Origin of the sequence: Thiohalorhabdus sp. Cl-TMA, from assembly GCF_041821045.1 — a bacterium.
GTDB lineage: Bacteria > Pseudomonadota > Gammaproteobacteria > Thiohalorhabdales > Thiohalorhabdaceae > Thiohalorhabdus > Thiohalorhabdus methylotropha.
Window position 1 is genome coordinate 90,559 of the sequence record NZ_JBGUAW010000004.1, and the last position, 18,995, is coordinate 109,553.

Here is an 18,995-nt window from a genome sequence, read left to right on the forward strand (position 1 = left end):
GGTTCTCCCTATTGCTCGGGACGGGGCTTGCAGACCCGCTCTTCGAGGGCGCGCAGCAGGCCCTCGTCGGAGGCTTCGGGGGCGACCACGGGCTCCGGGAGCCCCCGCTCCCGGATCGCACTGGCCGTTACCGGGCTGATGACCACCAGCGGAAGGGCGGCCAAGCGCCTGCGGGCTGCCTCGTCGAGCATGGCCAAGAGATTGGTGAAGGTTTCGGGGCTGGTGAAAACGGCCGCATCCAGCCGGCCCTCTGCGAGGGCCGCCGCCACCGGGGCGGGATCCGTTTCCGGACATTTCCGGGTGTAGGCGGGCAGCCGTTCCACCCGGGCGCCGCGCTCTTCCAGCGTGGTCGGCAGCAGCTCGCGGCCCTCCTCGCCGCGCACTATCAGCACCCGCGCGCCGGAGATCCGCGCAGGGGCCATTTCCGCCATGGCGAGGAAGGACTCGGAGCGGAAATCCTCCGGGGTCAGGATGGCGGCGTCCACGTGCCGTTGGAGCACACCGGCCGTCTTGCGCCCGATGGCGGCGTAGCCGGGGGTCGCCGGCCAGGGGAGGCCGGCCTCGCCGAGCAGCCGGGCGAAGCCCCACACGGCGTTGGCGCTGGCGAAGAACAGCCAGTGGAAGCCCTCGAGATCCGGCGAGACCCGGTCCCACACCGACCGGTCGCCGGGGGGGCCGATCTCGATGGTGGGGAAGGCCAGCGGCTCGCCGCCCCGGTCCCGGATGGCCGCCAGCAGGTCACCGGCCTGGTGGGCGGGCCGCGTCACCAGGATCCGGCATCCGGACCAGGCGGCGTCAGACACGGCCCCGGGCCCGTTCCAGGATGGCATCGGCCCCTCGGCCGAGGAGCCGGTCGGCGAGATCCCGGCCCAGCCGTTCGGCCTCCCCCGCCGGCCCCTCCACCGCGTCCTCAACGAGCCGCGAGCCGTCGGGCTCGCCCACCAGGCCGCGTACCCGGAGGCGCTCCCCGTCCAGCTCGGCATAGCCGCCCATGGGCACCTCGCAGCCGCCCTGCATGCGCCGGTTCAGGGCCCACTCGGCGCGGGTACGCACGGCGGTCTCGGCGTCCTCGATGGCGCGAATGCGGTCCAGGGTCTCCTGGTCTCCCTCCCGACATTCGATACCGATGGTGCCCTGCCCCATGGCGGGCAGGCTGTCGGCGGGATCCAGCAGGGTGGTGATGCGGTCCGACCAGCCCAGCCGGCGCAGGCCGGCGGCGGCGAGAACGATGGCGTCGTACTGCCCCTCCTCCAGCTTGCGCAGGCGGGTGTCCACGTTGCCGCGGATCTCGGCCACCTCCAGCTCGGGGAAACGGCTCATGAGCTGGCACTTGCGTCGCAGGCTGGAGCTGCCCACGCGGGTCCCGGCGGGCATCTCGCCCGGATGGGAATAATGCAGGGAGATAAAGGCATCCCGGGGGTCCTCGCGCTTGCAGACCACCGGCAGGTGCAGCCCCTCGGGCAGCTCCACGGGGACGTCCTTCATGGAATGCACGGCGATATCGATGGAGCCGTCCAGGAGGGCCTCCTCGATCTCCTTCACGAAGGCGCCCTTGCCGCCCATGTCCAGCAGGGAGCGGTCCTGGACGCGGTCGCCGGTGGTGGTGATGGTCACCAGCTCGACCTCGAGGCCGGCATGGGCGGTCTCGAGGAGGCCCTTGACGTGATTGGCCTGCCAGAGGGCCAGCTTGCTGCCGCGTGTACCGATTCGAATCCGCTCCCCGCTCACTTGACCTCCTCGGGCTACCTCTACCGGCGCGGCCGGCCGCCGGAATGCGGGTTTTCAGGGCAATCCGTTATCTTGGGCAAAATGGGGGGCGAAATCAAACCGCCGCCCCGGAAACCCTCGCGCCCTCCGGCGGTCTGAACAAGGCAACGTTGCACCCCCCGCACCTCTGACTTAGGGTTACAAGCTCTGGCCCGGAAAAGGAAGCCGGTATGTCTCGTCTGATTCCCTTGTTGTTCCTTCTCCTTTTCAGCACCACCGCCGCCGCGGGAGACATCCCCCCCGCCTCCGACCTGGCCGCCACCGCGGACGAGGCCCATACCGACGGCAAAACCGTGGTGATCTTCTTCTACCAGGAGGAATGCCAATACTGCGAGACGGTGCGCGAGCAGTTCCTCCGGCCCATCCTGAACAACGACGACTATATCCGCCGAATCACCCTGCGCCAGGTGAATACCCGTAGCGAAGCGTCGCTCCGGGACTTCCGGGGGGAGGCGACCACCCACAGCCGGTTCGCAGCCCGCCGGGACAAGAAGCTCACGCCCACCATCGCCATTTACGGGCCGGACGGCAGCCGTCTCGTGGAGCCGCTGGTAGGTCTGAAAGGCGGCACGGCCTACTATGGACACAACCTCGACGAGGCCATCGAGCAGGCAGAGCAAAAGCTAGCCCAAAAGTGATATCTCCATTGATTGACGGTCCCCTTGCAGGCTCGTACGCTTACTCGTGTCGTGTTCCCGGGCAGCTTGATGCAAGGGGCCCAGCCCTCTTCCAATCCTTCTGTCAGCGACGGGTTCCATGAGCCAAACGGCCCTCCGCCTGCTTACCTATAATATCCAGGTTGCGATCGGCTCCCGCCGATACCGGCACTACGTCAGCCACGGCTGGAAATACGTCATGCCCCATGGGCAGAGCCTGCACAACCTGGACCGCATCGCCGAAGTGCTCGCCCCCTTCGACATCGTCGGTCTCCAGGAGGCGGACGGCGGCAGCTTCCGCACCGCCTTCGTGGACCAGGCGCGCTACCTGGCGGCCAGCGCCGGATTCAATAGCTGCCAGAGCATGATCACCCGGGATTTCGGCCGCTTCGCCCAGCACACCAATTCCCTGCTCAGCCGGATTCCCGTACAGGCTGTCCACGAGCACCGGCTCCCGGGGGCCATGGACGGGCGTGGGGTGCTGGAGACGCGATTCAATCTGGACGGTCGTCCGCTCTCCGTGTTCATCACCCACCTCGCCCTGCGCCAGCGCACCCGCATGCGGCAGGTTGCCTACCTCGCCAAGCTAGTGAACGCCGTGGGCCCCTCGGTGGTCATGGGCGACTTCAACGCCAAGCCCCGCTCCAAGGAGCTGAAGCTGCTCTGCGAGCGCGCCGGTCTGCGGCTTTCCACACGACCCGTCCACGGCACCTTGCCCAGCTGGCGCCCCCGCGTCGCCGTGGACCACATCCTCGCCTCGCCCGAGATCGTCCTGGAAGAGTACGGCCCTCTGCCCGAGCTGCTCTCCGATCACCTCCCCGTACAGGCGGTAGCCCGCTGGAAGGTGACCGCCGACAGCGAAAGCCCCGCCGAAGTCCCGGAGCTCGAAGCCTCCCATCCGGTAGCCTCCCCCGAATCCGCCTAGCTTCCGGGCCCGTTCTTCGCGTGCCCGCGCAGCCTCTTGCGCTGAATCCTCGGTGCAGGAGCGGCGTCCGGCACGGCCCGGGCAGCCGGCACGCGGATTTCCGTACCGAAGCACCACGAGCATGCACTCTTCGCCGGTCTCTTTTAAAATGGGGGGCTTACCCCCAGATAGGGGGGACACGTTTCCGTTCAATCTTTGGGATAAACGAGGGAGCACCGTGACGGCGGAAAATCCGCAACAGGAAACCCGCAGCTTCGAAACCGAAGTGCAGCAGCTGCTGCACCTCATGGTTCACGCCCTGTATTCCCACCGGGAGATCTTCCTGCGGGAGCTGATCTCCAATGCCTCGGACGCCATCGACAAGCTCCGCTTCGAGGGGCTGAAGAACGAGGAGCTGTTCGAGGGACAGAAGGAAGGACGGATCCGTCTGATCCCCGATTCCGAGGCCGGCACCCTGACCATCATCGATAACGGCATCGGCATGGACCGGGACGAGGTGGTGGAGAATCTCGGCACCATCGCGCATTCCGGCTCGCGGGCCTTCGTGGATCAGCTTACCGGCGACGAGGACCAGGACGTGGAGCTCATTGGCCAGTTCGGCGTGGGCTTCTACGCGGCCTTCATGGTGGCCGACCGCGTGGAGGTGACCACCCGCCGCGCCGGCGTGGATCCGTCGCTGGGCGTGCGCTGGGAATCCGAGGGCACCGGCCGATACACGGTCGAAACCCTTGAGCGCCCGGAGCTGGGCACCGCCATCACCCTCCATCTCAAAGAGGACGCCAGGGAGTTCCTGGAGGAGGGGGAGCTGCGCCGGGTGGTGAAGACCTACTCCGACCATATCCCCTACCCGGTGGTGCTGGAGGCCGGCGAGAAGCCGGAGACCCTCAACGAGGCCTCGGCGCTGTGGGCGCGGCCCAGATCCGAGATCTCCGAGGAGGAGTACCGCAGCTTCTATGCCCACGTTGCCCACGGCGATACCGACCCCCTGACCTGGCTGCATTTCCACGCCGAGGGCACCACCGAGTACACCGCCCTGCTCTATTTCCCCTCCCAGCCGCCGCTGGACCTGTGGCAGCCGGAGGCCCGCCACGGCGTGCGGCTCTACGTCCGGCGGGTGTTCATCACCGATCAGGCCCGCGAGCTGCTGCCCACCTACCTGCGCTTCCTGCGTGGGGTGGTGGACGCCCCGGACCTGCCTCTGAACGTCTCCCGGGAGATGCTGCAGTCGGACCAGCAGGTGGCGCGCATCCGCAAGGGCGTGGTCCGGCGGGTGCTGAAGCGCCTGGCGGACATGGCGGACAACGAGCCGGACCGCTACCGCAAGTTCTGGGACAACTTCGGCGCCGTGCTCAAGGAGGGCATTCCCGAGGACCCGTCCAACCAGGAGGAGCTGGCGGGCCTGCTACGCTTCCGCACCTCCAGACGGCCCGACGAGTGGGTGAGCCTGGCCGACTACAAGGCCGCCATGCGCGACGAGCAGAAGGCCATCTACTACCTCACCGGCGACGATCTGGAGACCCTGAAGAACAGCCCGCAGCTGGAGGTCTTCAAGAAAAAGGGCGTGGAGGTGCTGCTGCTCACCGACCCGGTGGACGAGTGGGTGGTCATGCACCTCAACGAGTTCGACGGCACCCCGCTTACCAGCGTGGCCCACGGCGATCTGGATCTGGGCGAGCTGGAAAGCGAGGAGGAGAAGCAGGAAGAGGAGGCCACCGAGGCGGACTACGGCAGCCTGGTAGGCACCCTCAAGGACCGCCTCGGCGAGGCCGTTTCGGATGTCCGCCTGTCCCACCGGCTCACCGACAGCCCCAGCTGCATCGTGGCCGGGGAGAACGCCCTGGGTGAGCACATGGAGCGCCTGCTCAAGGCGGCCAACCAGCCGGTGCCGGAGAGTCAGCCCATCCTGGAGCTCAACCCGGAGCACGCCCTGGTGCAGAAGATGAAGGAGATCCACGGCACGGACCCCGCCGACAAGCGGCTGGGCGAGTGGGGGTGGCTCCTGCTGGACCAGGCGCGGCTGGCCCAGGGCGCCCCGCTGCCGGATCCCGCCGGTACGGCCCAGCGGCTTTCCGGAATCATGAACGATCTGGCCGGATCCGGGCCGAGCCGGATCATCACCTGACCGCCGAGATGGCGGCACCAAACCGCCAAGTACGCCAAGGATCGCCAAGAACGGCAAAAGCGGATAACAAGGCGATGTAGGAGCGGCCTCCTGGCCGCGATGCGCAGCCTTCCGCCGCACAGGCGGAAGGCTGCGCTCTGTCGTCGTCCGGGGCTCATTGGGTCGCGGCCGGGACAGCCGCTCCTACACACTGCCAACCAACCATCTCGACGAATAGATTCCAACCGTTAACGGACTTCTCAGGAGCACGCCCATGGCCAGCCTGGACAGCTTCGGGACCCGCGACACCCTGCCGGTGAACGGTACCGAATATGCCTACTTCAACCTCAACCGCCTGAACGCCGACGTCTCCCGCATGCCGGTGAGCCTGCGGGTACTGCTGGAGAATCTGCTGCGCAACGAGGACGGCGAGCGCGTGCGTGCGAGCGAGGTGGAGCCGCTGGTGCATTGGACGCCCGAAACCGCCGGATCGAGCGAGGTGGGCTTCTCCCCGGCCCGGGTGCTGTTGCAGGACTTCACCGGCGTGCCGGCCGTTGTGGACCTGGCGGCCATGCGGGACGCCATGGGCGAGCTGGGCGGCGATCCGGGCCGCATCAACCCGCTGGTGCCGGCGGAGCTGGTTATCGACCACTCGGTGCAGGTGGACCAGTTCGGCACGCAGGGCGCCTGGGAGGCGAATACCGAGAAGGAGTACGAGCGCAACCGCGAACGGTACGCCTTCCTGCGCTGGGGGCAGAACGCCCTGGACAACTTCCAGGTGGTCCCCGCCGAGTCCGGCATCGTCCACCAGGTGAACCTGGAGTACCTGGCCCGCGTGGTGTTCGCCGACGAGGACGGCGGCCAGGCCCTGGCCTATCCGGATACCCTGGTGGGCACCGACTCCCATACCACCATGATCAATGGCCTGGGCGTGCTCGGCTGGGGCGTGGGCGGCATCGAGGCCGAGGCGGCCATGCTCGGCCAGCCGGTGTCCATGCTCATCCCCGAGGTGGTGGGCGTGCGCCTCACCGGCAAGCTGCCCGAGGGCGCCACCGCAACGGACCTGGTGCTGACCATCACCGAGCTGCTGCGCTCCCACGGCGTGGTGGGCAAGTTCGTGGAGTTCTACGGCCCCGCCATCGGCGAGCTGCCCCTGGCGGATCGCGCCACCATCGCCAACATGGCCCCGGAATACGGCGCCACCATGGGCTTCTTCCCGGTGGACGAGGGGACCCTGGATTACATGCGCGCCAGCGGCCGCTCCGAGGAGCAGGTCGCCCGCACCGAGGCCTACCTCAAGGCCCAGGGCCTGTTCTGGACGCCGGAGCAGCCCGAGCCCATCTTCAACGCCACCGTGGAGGTGGACCTGTCCAGCGTGGTGCCGAGCCTGGCCGGCCCCAAGCGGCCACAGGACCGCGTCGCGCTCTCCGAGGCCAAGGAGAGCTTCGGGAGCGCCCTGCGCGAGACCTTCGGCAAGGATGCGGACGCCAAGGCCGCAGCCGACCTGGACACCGGGCGCGCGGAGCTGGGGCACGGCTCGGTGGTGATCGCCGCCATCACCTCCTGCACCAACACCTCCAACCCCTCGGTGATGCTGGCGGCGGGACTCATCGCCAAGAACGCCGTGGAGAAGGGCCTGACCACCAAGCCCTGGGTGAAGACCAGCCTCGCGCCCGGCTCGCGGGTGGTGACCGACTACCTGGAATCCGCCGGCCTGCTTTCCTACCTGGAGGAGCTGCGCTTCAATCTGGTGGGCTACGGCTGCACCACCTGCATCGGCAACAGCGGGCCCCTGCCCGAGGCCGTGGAGGCCGCCATCAACGAGGGCGACCTGGTGGCCGCTTCGGTGCTTTCCGGCAACCGCAACTTCGAGGGCCGGATCCACGCCAAGGTGAAGGCCAACTACCTGGCAAGCCCGCCGCTGGTGGTGGCCTACGCCCTGGCCGGGACCATGGATTTCGACCCCTACAGCGAGCCCCTCGGCCACGCTAGCGACGGCAGTCCCGTCTACCTCAAGGACCTGTGGCCGTCGCTGTCCGAGGTGGACAGCCTGCTGCGGAGCGCCCTGGACCCCGAGGATTACCGGCGTGCCTACGCCCACATCTTCGAGGGCGACGACCACTGGAAGGAGCTGGACGCGCCCACCGGGGACCGGTTCGCCTGGGACGCCGATTCCACCTACATCCAGAATCCGCCCTTCTTCGCCGACCTAGAGAAGGACGTGGGCGCGCCCACCGACATCTACGGTGCCCGCTGCCTCGCCAACCTGGGCGATTCGGTGACCACCGACCATATCTCCCCGGCGGGCGCCATCGATCCGGAGAGTCCGGCGGGGCAGTACCTCATGGAGCACGGCGTTTCCCCCGCGGACTTCAACTCCTACGGGGCGCGCCGAGGCAACCATGAGGTAATGATGCGGGGCACGTTCGCCAATGTGCGCCTGCGCAACAAGCTGGCCCAGGGACGCGAGGGCGGCTGGACCACCCATGTCCCCAGCGGCGAGCTGATGCCCATCTACGACGCCGCCATGCGCTATCGGGCCGAGGGGACCCCGCTCATCGTCATGGCCGGTCGCGAGTACGGAACCGGCAGCTCCCGGGACTGGGCCGCCAAGGGCCCCGCCCTACTCGGCGTTCAGGCGGTGATCGCCGAGAGCTTCGAGCGCATCCACCGCTCCAATCTGATTGGCATGGGCATCCTGCCGCTGGAGTTCCAGCACGGCGACAACGCCGAGGAGCTGGAGCTCACCGGGGCGGAGACCTTCGACATCGTAGGCATGTACGACATCGAGGATCCCGAGGAGGACCTAATCGTCTTCGTGCACGGGCCGGACGGCACCGAGAAGCGCTTCATGGTTCAGCCGCGCCTGGATACCCCCAACGAGCTGGCCTACTTCAAGCACGGCGGCATCCTGCCCTACGTGCTGCGTACCATGGCCGGCTAGCGGAAGGCCCGGCAGCCGGCCCAGCGCAGAAGGGCCCCGGCTTCCGGCCGGGGCCCTTTGTATTTCCAGGATACCGCTCCCGGGGAGAAGAGGGGGCTACGGCGAAGCGATCACGCCGTCCAGCCGGATTTCGCCAGCTCAGGTCCGGGGCGTCCGATCAGGAAGCCCTGTATCAGGTCGGCGCCGTGCTCCCGCACCCACTGGCATTCTCCCGGGGTCTCCACGCCCTCGGCCACGCTCCGGATCCCCATGGCGGCGGTGGCCTCCAGCAGCTTCCCGGCCAGGGCGGCCTTGTGGGGCTGCCGGTCCACATCCCGGATCAGCTCCATGTCGAGCTTGACGAAATCCGGCTGGAGCACGTGCAGGAGATTGAGCGAGGCGTAACCGGAGCCGAGGTCGTCCAGCGCCACGCCGAAACCGGCCTCCCGGTAATAGCCCAGGACATCGGTCAGGGTGGCCATGTCACCCACGCGCTCCGATTCGGTCACCTCGAACACCACCTGATCGGGACGGAGGCCGGCTTCCTCCACCGCCCGGAAGGTGGTCTGCAGGCAATAGGCGGGATCATAGATGGAGGTGGGGGTGAAGTTGATGAACACCCGCCGCTCCCCGGACCCCTGGCCAGCGAAGGCGGCGACAGCGCTGCGCCGGGCCGCCAGATCGAGCTGGAAGAGCAGATCCGCCTCGGCCGCCAGCCCGACGATCGGACCGCCTCCCACCACTCCGCCGTCCGGCTGCAGGCCGCGCAGCAGGGCCTCGAAGGCGAAGATCCGGCTCGGGTCCCGGGCTTCCACGATGGGCTGGAAATGGCTGGTGAGGCGCTTTTCGGCCATCATGTCCACCAGCCAGCCCGCCTCGGCGGCGGCCAGCCACTGTCCCAGCGGGGCCACCCGGCCGTAATCGCCCGGTCCCGGCTCCGTCTCTCCCGGGAGATAGAGCGCCCGGACATGGTCGAGCTCCACGCCGCTCAGCCCCGGCCGCAGCCGGCCCGCCAGCTGCGGGGGCGCCCCGGCCTCCAGGCCCACCATCAGGGCGCCGAGCTCGTCGCGCTCTTCCCAGGCCAAGCCCGCCTCCCCGAGCAGCCGGAGCAGCTTTCCCCGGGTGTGCCCGAGCGGACTCCAGAGCAGCAGCCGCCCCGGACCGTCGATCCGGTCCGGCATCCGCTCGCAATTGGGACATGCCGCTCGCCATCCGTCCGTCATGGCTTCTCCTCGAAATGCGGCCGGGACAGGCGTGCGTGCAGCCGGCTCAGGACTCCGTGAGACGCGTCCAGTCGGTGACCAGGCAGGTGGTGACGGCGCGGCCGATCCCCTCCAGAACCGCGTCCGTATTCCCGGACAGGGCCTGCGTGAGCAGGACCAGGGTCATGGCCTTGCCCTGCACTTCCAGGGGCCTGAACAGGAGCTTGCGCTCCTGGCCCAGACTCACCGCCACGTATTCCGGCGCCGTTTCGGCGGCCTCCTCCGAGGCGGCCTCACCGAAGCCGGCGAAGGATACCGCCTCGCCGGGCTGGCGGCTTGCCTGGCTGCGCTCCAGCGGGAAAGCGCCTTTCAGCCGGTCCAGAAGCTGGATAGAATCCGGGGCCAGGGCGGTGATCCGGTCCGGATGGTCGAACCCGCGGTTCGCCACGGCCCAGCCCTCGGGGCCCACCACCATGGCGGCGAGGAAGCGCCGGCTGCGCAGGGTCTCCTCGAGCACCCACTCGACCCGGCTCTGCGGAGCGCCCTGGCCCGGCGGCCCATAGGACGGATTGTTCTCGGCTTCCTGGGAGCTCATCCCTGTCTCCTCTGACACGGAACACCCCATGCGGCGTTCCCGACGAATCAAGGGTATGCGATGCTGCTGCACATTGCCAAGGCGATCGGCTACCTGGCCATGCCGCCGGGCATCCTCATCCTGGGCGGGCTTGTCGCCCTGGTGGCGGCGCGGCGTTTTCCGAGGGTGGCCTGGGGGCTCGGGGCGGTGGTCCTGACGGCCACCTATCTCCTGAGCATCCGGCCGGGTGCGGAGCTACTGCTCGCGCCGTTGGAGTCCCGCTACCCGGCCTTGCAGACCGTTCCGGCGGAGGCCGAGGCCATCGTGGTACTGGGCGGCGGACAAATCGCCGACAGTCCGGAGTACGGCAGCGGCGCACCCGGCGATTCCACCCTGCAGCGCACCCGCTTCGCCGCCCACTTGGCGCGGGCGTCCGACCTCCCGGTGTACACCACGGGCGGCCTTCCCCTGGGACGCGGCGTGCCCACCGGCCGGCTCATGGCGCAAACGCTCTCCGGGGACTACGGCATCGCCCCGGGACGCCTGCACCAAGAGACCGCCTCCCGGAACACCCGCGAGCACGTCACGCACCTGGATACCCTGCTCGGCGACCGTGATCGGGTGGTGCTGGTCACCACCGCCTGGCACATGCCCCGGGCCATGGCCACCTTCGCCGCCGGGAACCTGCACCCCATACCGGCCCCCACCGACTACCACGAGGGGCTCGGCGAGCCCTATCACTGGCTGGATTTCCTGCCTTCCGCGGGCCACCTGAAGATAAGCAGCAACGCCGCGCATGAGTATCTGGGGCTGGCCTATTATTGGGTACGCGGTTGGTTGTAAGCCTGGTGTCCCGCCTCGGAAATTGGTTACATTCCCGACTCTTCCGGGGCCGGGCGATCCGCTAGTGGGCGGTGGGGAACGCCTCCAGGGGGAAGCGGGGGACGGGGACGTCGATCTCCTCGCCGGTATCGGGCACCACCATGTGGTAGGAGCCGTGCATGGAGGCGGAGGGGGTGGGCAAAGGAGTGCCCGAGGTGTATTCATAGGCCTCGCCGGGCTCGATCAGGGGCTGTTCCCCCACCACGCCCTCGCCTTCCACCTCGGTGACCTGTCCCTCCCCGTATTCCACGTACCAGTGGCGGGCGAGCAGCCGGACGGGCTGATGGCCGGCGTTGTGGATGCGGATGGTATAGGCGAACACGTAGTGGCTGCCTTCGGGGGACGACTGGCCCGGAAGGTACTGGGCCAGGGCGCGGACTTTCACGTATTCGGGGCTCATGGACATGCCCCCAAGTGAAGCAGTCCTTTCCGCCGCCTGCAACCCGAAGCCGGGCTTTCCCGGAGGCGGTCGGCCCGGAGGGCGGCGCGGGTCATCGGAAAGCGGGTGGCATTGCCGGATGGCCCGGTGGGCGGGGTTGGCCGAGGCGCGTACAATTACCTTTTTCGGCCTGCCGGAGGGAGAGAATCCGCTCCGGGGCCTCGATAGCTGTCCAGAAGGAGCGTGTAATGACGGATGATGCCCACACCTTACGGCGCCTGTCCGGCACGGCGGAGCTCCGTCACCAGGGCGCGGGCACCCCCTTGGATATGCTGGAGGGTACGGAAGCGGAACGGGGCGTCGATATTACCCGCGTCCGCGGCGAGACCGGACTGGTCACCTACGACCCGGCCCTGGCCAACACGGCAGCCACGGCCAGCGCGGTCACCTACCTGGACGGGGAGCAGGGCATCCTGCGCTACCGGGGCTACTCCATCGAGGACCTCGCCGAGGGGGCCTCCTTCGTGGAGACCTCCTACCTCCTGATCTACGGCGAGCTGCCCACCAAGGAGCAGCACGACTCCTTCTCCCGGGCCCTGTCGGAGCATTCGCTGCTTCACGAAGACATGAAGCGGTTCTACGACGGCTACCCCATGACCGCCCATCCCATGGCGATCCTTTCGGCCATGGTCAACTCGCTGTCCACTTTCTATCCCGAGGCGCAGGATTCGCTCAATCCGGTGGAGCGGGAGCGCACCATCGTCCGCCTGCTCTCCAAGCTGCGCACCATCGCCGCCTTCGCCTACAAGAAGCTGCACGGGGAGCCCTTCGTCTATCCCCAGAACAACCTGTCCTACTGCGCGAACCTGCTGCACATGATGTTCGCCCTACCCACCGAGCCCTACGAGGTGGACGAGGACCTGGTGCAGGTGCTGAACCAGCTGCTGATCCTGCACGCCGACCACGAGCAGAACTGCTCCACGCACACCGTGCGCACGGTGGGCAGCGCCCAGACCAACCTGTTCGCCTCCATCTCCGCGGGCATCAACGCCCTGTGGGGCGTGCTCCACGGCGGCGCCAATCAGGCCGTGGTGGAGATGCTGGAGGAGATCCACGCCGACGGCGGCGACGTCCGCAAGTACATCGAGCTAGCCAAGGACAAGAATTCATCCTTCCGCCTCATGGGCTTTGGCCATCGGGTCTACAAGAACTACGATCCCCGGGCCCGCATCATCAAGGACGCCGCCTACCGGGTGTTCGACAAGCTCGGCATCCACGATCCCCTGCTGGAGATCGCCCTGAAGCTCGAGGAGACCGCCCTCTCGGACAGCTACTTCACCGACCGCAAGCTGTATCCGAACGTGGATTTCTACAGCGGCCTGATCTACCGGGCCATGGGCATTCCCACCAACTTCTTCACGGTGATGTTCTCGCTCGGCCGGCTGCCGGGCTGGATCGCCCACTGGAAAGAGCAGATCGAGGACCCCTCCCGGCGCATTACCCGGCCTCGGCAGCTCTACACCGGACCCGAGGCGCGCACCTTCGTGCCCCTGTCCGAGCGCGGCTAACGCCGGCGCGCCTTGGAGCTGCTCCACCTGTTCCAGCGCCTGGGACTGGCGCTGGCCCTGGGCCTGCTCATCGGACTGGAGCGGGGCTGGCAGCTCCGCGAGCGCTCCGAGGGGGCCCGCCTGGCCGGCCTGCGCACCTTCGGCCTGACGGGCCTCATGGGCGGCGTGTGGGCCCTGCTGGCCCGGGACTTCGGGCCGGCGGTCCTCGGGGTGGGCTTCGCGGCCCTGGCCGTGGTGGTGATCCTCGCCCACCTGCAGATGGTGCGCGGCGGCGACCAGCCCGACCACGGCATCACCACCGTGGTGGCGCTCTTGCTCACCTTCGCCTTCGGCGCCTTGACGGTTTCCGGCTCCATGGCGGTGGCCGCCGCGGGAGCCGTCATCACCGCCTTCCTGCTGGGCCTCAAGCCGGTCCTCCACGACTGGCTGCGCCGGCTCACCGAGCCGGAGCTGTTCGCCGCCCTCAAGCTCCTGCTGATCTCCGTGGTGATCCTGCCCGTGCTGCCCAACCGCGGCCTGGGCCCCTGGGGGGCGCTCAACCCCTACGCCCTGTGGTGGATGGTGGTCCTGATCGCCGGGATTTCCTTCGTGGGCTACTTCGCGGTCAAGCTCATGGGTCCGAACCGCGGGGTGCCGCTGACGGGCCTGGCCGGCGGGCTCGCCTCCTCCACCGCCACCACGCTCAGCTTCTCCCGGCTGGGGCGGCGGCAACCGGACCTCCGCCGACTGCTGGCGGCGGGCGTCGCCCTCTCCGCGGCCACCATGTTCCCCCGCATCGCCCTGGAGGCCGCGGTGGTGAATAGCGACGTGCTGCCGGTGCTGGGCCCGGTAATGGCCACCATGACGGCGCTGGGCTTCCTCGCCGCAGGTCTCCTGTGGTGGAAGGCGGGGAACGGCGACACGCCGGGCGAGGTAGCGCTGCAGAACCCCTTCGAGATCGGTCCCGCCCTCCAGTTCGGCTTCCTCTTGGCCACCATCATGCTGCTGGCGGAGGGAGCCCGCGCCTGGCTGGGGGATGCAGGGGTCTACCTGCTGGCGGGGGTGTCGGGGCTGACCGACGTGGACGCCATCACCCTCTCCCTGAGCCGCATGGCCCAGGGAGAGCTGTCGACGCATGTCGCCGCCCGCGCCATCACCCTGGCGGCCATGGTCAACACGGTGGTCAAGGGCGGGCTGGTGGTGGGCATCGCCGGGCGCGGCATGGCCGGTCCGGTGGCGGCCGCTTTCGGCGTGGTACTCGCGGGGGGGATGGCCGCGGTGCTCCTGCTCTGAAGCCCGGCCCCGCGCCGCGTGCCAGCCGGCGGGCCCTGGGGCGGGCTCACGACCCGTCGCCGTCCTCCCGCCAGCTATAGGCGGAGGAGCGTGAAGGGCTCCGGGCCTCGCTCTCGGGGATCGCCTCCTCCTCGCCACGGCTATCCGGCGCCATGCCGAGGAGCTCGTCAATCTCCGCGGCATCGAGGGTCTCCCGCTCCAGCAGGGCCTCCGCCAGCGCGTCCAGGCGGTCGCGATTGCCGGCAAGCAGCTCCTCGGCGCGCTTTTCCTGGGCGGCGATCAGGTCGTGTACCTCCTGGTCGATGATCCGGGCCGTGTACTCGCTGTAGTCCTTGGCCTGGCCCATCTCCCGGCCCAGGAAGACGTGCTCCTCCCCTTCCCGGAAGGCCACGGGCCCCACCTTGTCGCTCATGCCCCACTGGGTCACCATCTGGCGCGCCAGTCGGGTCGTCTGCTTGAGGTCGTCGTGGGCGCCCGTGGAGAAATCGTTGAAGCGCACCTTCTCGGCCACCCGGCCGCCCAGCATGACCGCCAGCCGCGCCCGCAGATAGCCCACGGTGTAGTTGTAACGGTCCTCCTCCGGAACCTGCTCGGTGGCGCCCAGGGCCTGTCCCCGGGGGATAATGGTCACCTTCTTGAGCGGATCCGTCTCCCTGAGCAGGCGCGCCACCAGGGTATGTCCCGACTCGTGGTAGGCGATGCGCCGCTTCTCGTCCTCCTGCAGCAGATCCTCCCGCTCGCTGCCGAACAGGATCTTGTCCCGGGCCTTGTCGAAGTCCTCGCTGTCCACCTGATCCTTGCGGGCGCGGGCGGCGAACAGCGCGGCCTCGTTCACCAGGTTCTCCAGATCGGCCCCGGAAAAGCCCACGGTGCGGGCGGCGATGGTGCCCAGATCCACGTCGGCGCCCAGCGGCACGTCCCGGGTGTGGACCCTGAGAATGGCCTCGCGGGCCGGCTTGGGCGGCCGCTCCAGGGTCACCTTGCGGTCGAAGCGGCCCGGCCGCAGCAGCGCGGAGTCCAGCACGTCCGGGCGGTTGGTGGCGGCCATGACCACCACCGATTCATCGGACTCGAAGCCGTCCATCTCGGCGAGGATCTGGTTGAGGGTCTGCTCCCGTTCGTCGTGGCCGCCGCCGAGGCCGGCGCCCCGCTGGCGGCCCACGGCGTCGATCTCGTCGATGAAGATGATGGCGGGGGCTTCCTTCTTGGCGTCGTTGAACATGTCGCGCACCCGGGAAGCACCCACGCCCACGAACATCTCCACGAACTGGGAGCCGGAAATGGAGTAGAAGGGCACACCGGCCTCCCCGGCCACCGCCTTGGCCATCAAGGTCTTGCCGGTGCCGGGCGGTCCCATGAGCAGCACCCCGTGGGGGATCTCGGCGCCCAGCCTGCGGAACTGCTCGGGCTCCTTCAGGTAGTCCACCAGCTCCTGGAGGTCCCGCTTGGCGTTATCGGAGCCGGCCACGTCCTCGAAGGTGACGCTGCTGGCGGTCTTCTCGTAGCGCTTCGCCTGCGATTTGGTGAAGCCGCTGATCTGCTGGCCCATGCCGCCGAGCTGGCTCTGCATGCGCCGGCTGGCGAACCAGATCAGCCCGATGATAAGGAGCAGGGGCAGTAGGCCGATGAGCAGCGGTCCGAGCAGCGAGTCGCCCTGGGGTACGGCGGTGACCTTGACCCCGTTCTGCTCCAGCACATCCATGAGGTTGGGATCGTCGAAGGGCGGCTTGGCGGTGGTGAACCGGGTCGGCTGATTGGGGGCCTGCTTGGCCGGATCGGTGACGGGACTGGCCTCGCTCTTGAAGCGGCCGTCGATCCGCTGCCCACGCACGGTGACCTCGGCCACCGTCCCGGCACGCACTTCCTGCTTGAACTGGGTATAGGAGAGCTCCACCTGGTTGCCGCCCTGCCCGCCCATCCAGAGGAAATAGCCGAACAGCAGGCCGAGCACCAGGAACCAGATCCAGTAACGCCACTGCTCCCGCGGCGGAAACGGGCCCCGGGTACCGTCCTCGGGGGTGCCGCCTTCCTGATTGGACTGCGCCATAATGTTTTCCGCTTTCCTGGGTGGGAATAGGACTCGGGGGCGACCCGGTACCGGGGGTCAGAAGGAGGCGGCCAGATGGGTCTTGAGCCACCGGGAAGCCAGCTCCGCGACCCGTTCCAGTTTACCCTCCTCCTCGAACAGATGGGTCGCGCCGGGGACGATTTCAAGATGGCTTTCCCCGGCGAGCTCCTTGGCGGCCTCCTGATTGAGATCGATAACCACCTGATCCAGCCCCCCCACGATCAGGAGGACCGGGGCCCGCACGCGAGCGAGGGGCTCTCCGGCCAGATCCGGGCGGCCGCCGCGGGAGACCACCGTGTCGACGGTCTCGCCGAGCTCCGCGGTGGCCCGGAGCGCCGCCGCGGCCCCGGTGCTGGCGCCGAACAGTCCCAGGGGAAGATCCCGGACCCCGTTCTTGCCCCGCACCCAGTGCACCACCGTGATCAGGCGCTGGCTCAGGAGCGGAATGTCGAAACGGTTGGCGTAGACCTGGTCCTCGCTGGCGGTGAGCAGGTCGAACAGGAAGGTGGCCATACCCGCTTCCTGCAGGACCCGGGCCACGTAGTTATTGCGCGGGGACAAGCGGCTGCTTCCACTGCCGTGGACGAAGATCACCAGCCCCTCGGCCCTGTCCGGGATCACCAGCTCGCCGTCGAGGCTCGTGCCGTTCAGTGGAATCTGGACGATTTCACCCGCCATGGCCAACCCCCGTTCATGTGCCCCCGCTCAGCATCTCACGGAGCCGCAGGGCATTGCGGGCCGCGTGTCCCGCTTCATCGTTGTCGAAGAACACATAAGCGGCTTTCCCCTGATCCTGCCATTCCCGGAGCCGCTGGCCCCACGCTTGCAGGGCCTCATCCCCGTAGCTCCCGGCGTATTCCTCCTCGGGCCCGTGCAGACGAACGTAGACAAAGTCAGCGGTCACTTGCAGGGGGCTGGCCGTCTCACCAAGCTCGTAGATGCAGAAGGCCGCGCCGTGCTCCTGGAGCAGCTCGTACACCCGCGCATCGAACCAGCTGGGATCGCGGAGCTCGAAGGTGTATTCGGGCCCTCTGGGCAAGGCCTCCAGGAACTGCCGAAGCCGGTCCGCGTTGACCTTCCAATTGGGCGGAAGCTGGAACAGCACCGGGCCCAGCCGGCTCCCCAGGGCCTCGGCCCGCTCCCAGAACCGCTCCAGGCTGGGACCGGGGTCCTTGAGCTTCTTCATATGGGTAATGTAGCGGCTGGCCTTCACGGCGAACCGGAATCCATCGGGCACGCCCTCCCGCCATTTGCGGACGGTTTCCTCCTTCGGAAGGCCGTAGAAGAAGCTGTTGATCTCCGTGGCGGCGAACCGCTCCGCGTAGTATTCGAGGAAGGCGTTCTTGGGCAGATCCTGGGGATAGAAGGGCCCCCGCCAGTGGTCGTACTGCCAGCCGGAGGTGCCGATGCGGATTCGAGGGGCTTCGTGGTCGCTCATGACTGCCACCTGGCGATCGTGCTTGCGGATCTTTCCCATGCAACCCGCCAGACGGCAGATTTGCAAGGCACCACCTCATGGGCCCCTCATCCATTCCTCCAAAAGGAGGGCCGCAACTGCCTCCCTGCCAGCATTTTTGGTTTGAAAAAGCCCAAAAAGCGGCGTTATAAGGAAAGAAGGGTTGGCCCGAAACTGCCCAGAGGAGGCATGGCCATGGCTAGAGATCTGCAGCTGTACGCCGACCTGGAGGTGGCGGATATCCATCATCCGGAAGTCCAGGAAACCCTCACCGACCTCAGCCGACGCCTGGACCGCTCGCAGCGCCCCAGCGAAGTGGTTACCGAGGGACGGCGAATCCATCTGGGGGTGGGCTATCTGGACAACAATCCCGCCTACACCCATTGGCTATTCCAGGCGGTAAGCCGGCTGGTCAAGCATACCCGCCAACCTTCCGTGGAATGCCAGATCTGCGATTCCACGGGGGATTGGTGGAGCGAGCGGGTATACCCGGCCGCCTGATACCGGAATTCCGGGACCCCCGGGCTAGCGCTTGCCGGGGGTCAGATACTGCATCGCCTCCTCGTCCGACACTTGGCCGAATTCGGAGTAGAACTGCCCCACGGCCATGAACCACTCCGGCGTCTCCGCCGCGATCACCACGTCCACCTCCCGCTCCAGACGCCGAATGCTCTCCGGAGGCGCCACCGGGATGGCCAGCACCACGCGCCGGGCGCCCTGGCTGTAGGCCAGACGGATGCAGGCCACGGTGGTGGCCCCGGTAGCCACGCCGTCGTCCACGATCAGTACTGTCTTGCCCGCCAGCTCTGGGTCGGGGTGGTCCCCGCGGTAGCGGTCGAACTTCTCCCGGGCGTTGGCCGCCTCCCGCTGCCGGGCCTCCTCCAGGTAGGCGTCATCCACGCCAAGCTGCTGGATCAGCCCCTGGTTCCTCCATACGCTGCCGTCGCTGGCCACCGCACCGATGGCCAGCTCGGGATTGCCCGGAGCGCCCATCTTGCGGGCCACCACGATATCCAGCGGAATGCCCAGGGCGTCCGCGACCACGCGGCCCACCGGCAGTCCGCCGCGCGGAACCGCCAGTACGATATCGCCCTGTATGCCCCGCTCGCCAAGCAGGGCCGCCAGCCGCTCGCCGGCCTGCGCTCTGTCGCGGTACACGGCCTTCTCCTCCCGAACGCCCGTACCGGGGATATTTCCGATTTTCTATCATTGGTGGGCGGGC

The 18,995-nt window shown here is 68.1% G+C and carries 17 protein-coding genes; 8 read left to right on the forward strand and 9 right to left on the reverse strand.

Features of this window, described 5'->3' with window-relative positions; translation table 11 throughout:
• Nucleotides 1–8 precede the first annotated feature (8 nt).
• A complete protein-coding gene (locus tag ACERLL_RS06615) occupies nucleotides 9–803 on the reverse strand; it encodes a uroporphyrinogen-III synthase (RefSeq protein WP_373655283.1) in 795 nt (264 codons plus the stop codon).
• Nucleotides 796–1,728, reverse strand: coding sequence for a hydroxymethylbilane synthase (gene hemC / locus ACERLL_RS06620; protein ID WP_373655284.1), 933 nt, complete (start codon nucleotides 1,726–1,728; stop codon nucleotides 796–798). Before hemC ends, ACERLL_RS06615 begins: the two co-directional genes overlap by 8 nt.
• 209 nt (nucleotides 1,729–1,937) lie before the next feature.
• Between hemC and ACERLL_RS06625 the strand changes: the two genes are divergently transcribed.
• The 4 genes from ACERLL_RS06625 (at nucleotide 1,938) to acnA (ending at nucleotide 8,393) form a co-directional block, all read left to right on the forward strand.
• Nucleotides 1,938–2,405, forward strand: a complete 468-nt coding sequence (locus ACERLL_RS06625; RefSeq protein WP_373655285.1) for a thioredoxin family protein — start codon at nucleotides 1,938–1,940, stop codon at nucleotides 2,403–2,405.
• 118 nt (nucleotides 2,406–2,523) lie between these two features.
• Nucleotides 2,524–3,348, forward strand: coding sequence for an endonuclease/exonuclease/phosphatase family protein (locus ACERLL_RS06630; protein ID WP_373655286.1), 825 nt, complete (start codon nucleotides 2,524–2,526; stop codon nucleotides 3,346–3,348).
• 217 nt (nucleotides 3,349–3,565) lie between these two features.
• Entirely contained in the window at nucleotides 3,566–5,470 is a 1,905-nt protein-coding gene (gene htpG, locus ACERLL_RS06635) for a molecular chaperone HtpG (RefSeq protein WP_373655287.1), read from the forward strand.
• A gap of 253 nt (nucleotides 5,471–5,723) precedes the next feature.
• Nucleotides 5,724–8,393 (forward strand): aconitate hydratase AcnA, encoded by a 2,670-nt coding sequence (gene acnA / locus ACERLL_RS06640; protein ID WP_373655288.1) that lies wholly within the window; start codon nucleotides 5,724–5,726, stop codon nucleotides 8,391–8,393.
• Between the two features lie 110 nt (nucleotides 8,394–8,503).
• Here acnA and ACERLL_RS06645 read toward each other — a convergent pair whose 3' ends face one another.
• Nucleotides 8,504–9,595, reverse strand: coding sequence for an EAL domain-containing protein (locus ACERLL_RS06645; protein WP_373655289.1), 1,092 nt, complete (start codon nucleotides 9,593–9,595; stop codon nucleotides 8,504–8,506).
• A 46-nt stretch (nucleotides 9,596–9,641) separates the two neighbouring features.
• Nucleotides 9,642–10,169, reverse strand: a complete 528-nt coding sequence (locus ACERLL_RS06650) for a hypothetical protein (protein ID WP_373655290.1) — start codon at nucleotides 10,167–10,169, stop codon at nucleotides 9,642–9,644.
• Nucleotides 10,170–10,229: 60 nt separating this feature from the next.
• On the opposite strand from ACERLL_RS06650, the gene ACERLL_RS06655 reads away from it, so the two are divergent.
• Nucleotides 10,230–10,991 (forward strand): YdcF family protein, encoded by a 762-nt coding sequence (locus ACERLL_RS06655; protein WP_373655291.1) that lies wholly within the window; start codon nucleotides 10,230–10,232, stop codon nucleotides 10,989–10,991.
• Nucleotides 10,992–11,052: 61 nt separating this feature from the next.
• Here ACERLL_RS06655 and apaG read toward each other — a convergent pair whose 3' ends face one another.
• Nucleotides 11,053–11,430: a Co2+/Mg2+ efflux protein ApaG gene (gene apaG / locus ACERLL_RS06660; RefSeq protein WP_373655292.1), complete on the reverse strand. Its 378-nt coding sequence runs from the start codon at nucleotides 11,428–11,430 to the stop codon at nucleotides 11,053–11,055.
• A gap of 227 nt (nucleotides 11,431–11,657) precedes the next feature.
• Here apaG and ACERLL_RS06665 point away from each other — a divergent pair, with 227 nt between their 5' ends.
• Nucleotides 11,658–12,977 carry a citrate synthase gene (locus ACERLL_RS06665; RefSeq protein WP_373655293.1) on the forward strand — a complete coding sequence of 440 codons (1,320 nt, stop codon included), beginning with the start codon at nucleotides 11,658–11,660 and terminating at the stop codon, nucleotides 12,975–12,977.
• Between the two features lie 12 nt (nucleotides 12,978–12,989).
• Nucleotides 12,990–14,249 (forward strand): MgtC/SapB family protein, encoded by a 1,260-nt coding sequence (locus ACERLL_RS06670; RefSeq protein ID WP_373655294.1) that lies wholly within the window; start codon nucleotides 12,990–12,992, stop codon nucleotides 14,247–14,249.
• 46 nt (nucleotides 14,250–14,295) lie between these two features.
• Here ACERLL_RS06670 and ftsH read toward each other — a convergent pair whose 3' ends face one another.
• Genes ftsH through ACERLL_RS06685 form a run of 3 tightly spaced genes read right to left on the reverse strand, consistent with a single transcriptional unit; the run spans nucleotide 14,296 to nucleotide 17,755 of the window.
• A complete protein-coding gene (ftsH, locus tag ACERLL_RS06675) occupies nucleotides 14,296–16,296 on the reverse strand; it encodes an ATP-dependent zinc metalloprotease FtsH (protein ID WP_373655295.1) in 2,001 nt (666 codons plus the stop codon).
• Nucleotides 16,297–16,353: 57 nt separating this feature from the next.
• Nucleotides 16,354–16,995 (reverse strand): dienelactone hydrolase family protein, encoded by a 642-nt coding sequence (locus ACERLL_RS06680; protein ID WP_373655296.1) that lies wholly within the window; start codon nucleotides 16,993–16,995, stop codon nucleotides 16,354–16,356.
• A gap of 13 nt (nucleotides 16,996–17,008) precedes the next feature.
• Complete coding sequence (locus ACERLL_RS06685; protein WP_373655297.1) at nucleotides 17,009–17,755, reverse strand: DUF72 domain-containing protein; 747 nt, start codon at nucleotides 17,753–17,755, stop codon at nucleotides 17,009–17,011.
• Nucleotides 17,756–17,968: 213 nt separating this feature from the next.
• Between ACERLL_RS06685 and ACERLL_RS06690 the strand changes: the two genes are divergently transcribed.
• Nucleotides 17,969–18,274 (forward strand): hypothetical protein, encoded by a 306-nt coding sequence (locus tag ACERLL_RS06690; RefSeq protein WP_373655298.1) that lies wholly within the window; start codon nucleotides 17,969–17,971, stop codon nucleotides 18,272–18,274.
• 24 nt (nucleotides 18,275–18,298) lie between these two features.
• Here ACERLL_RS06690 and ACERLL_RS06695 read toward each other — a convergent pair whose 3' ends face one another.
• Complete coding sequence (locus tag ACERLL_RS06695) at nucleotides 18,299–18,931, reverse strand: phosphoribosyltransferase (RefSeq protein WP_373655299.1); 633 nt, start codon at nucleotides 18,929–18,931, stop codon at nucleotides 18,299–18,301.
• Between the last annotated feature and the right edge of the window lie 64 nt (nucleotides 18,932–18,995).

Bases quoted from the DNA above. Each gene is read 5' to 3' on its own strand.
- ACERLL_RS06625 (WP_373655285.1), top strand. From the start codon at position 1,938: ATGTCTCGTCTGATTCCCTTGTTGTTCCTTCTCCTTTTCAGCACCACC.
- ACERLL_RS06630 (WP_373655286.1), top strand. From the start codon at position 2,524: ATGAGCCAAACGGCCCTCCGCCTGCTTACCTATAATATCCAGGTTGCG.
- acnA (WP_373655288.1), top strand. From the start codon at position 5,724: ATGGCCAGCCTGGACAGCTTCGGGACCCGCGACACCCTGCCGGTGAAC.
- ACERLL_RS06645 (WP_373655289.1), bottom strand. From the start codon at position 9,595: ATGACGGACGGATGGCGAGCGGCATGTCCCAATTGCGAGCGGATGCCG.
- ACERLL_RS06650 (WP_373655290.1), bottom strand. From the start codon at position 10,169: ATGAGCTCCCAGGAAGCCGAGAACAATCCGTCCTATGGGCCGCCGGGC.
- ACERLL_RS06655 (WP_373655291.1), top strand. From the start codon at position 10,230: ATGCTGCTGCACATTGCCAAGGCGATCGGCTACCTGGCCATGCCGCCG.
- apaG (WP_373655292.1), bottom strand. From the start codon at position 11,430: ATGAGCCCCGAATACGTGAAAGTCCGCGCCCTGGCCCAGTACCTTCCG.
- ACERLL_RS06665 (WP_373655293.1), top strand. From the start codon at position 11,658: ATGACGGATGATGCCCACACCTTACGGCGCCTGTCCGGCACGGCGGAG.
- ftsH (WP_373655295.1), bottom strand. From the start codon at position 16,296: ATGGCGCAGTCCAATCAGGAAGGCGGCACCCCCGAGGACGGTACCCGG.
- ACERLL_RS06680 (WP_373655296.1), bottom strand. From the start codon at position 16,995: ATGGCGGGTGAAATCGTCCAGATTCCACTGAACGGCACGAGCCTCGAC.
- ACERLL_RS06685 (WP_373655297.1), bottom strand. From the start codon at position 17,755: ATGAGCGACCACGAAGCCCCTCGAATCCGCATCGGCACCTCCGGCTGG.
- ACERLL_RS06690 (WP_373655298.1), top strand. From the start codon at position 17,969: ATGGCTAGAGATCTGCAGCTGTACGCCGACCTGGAGGTGGCGGATATC.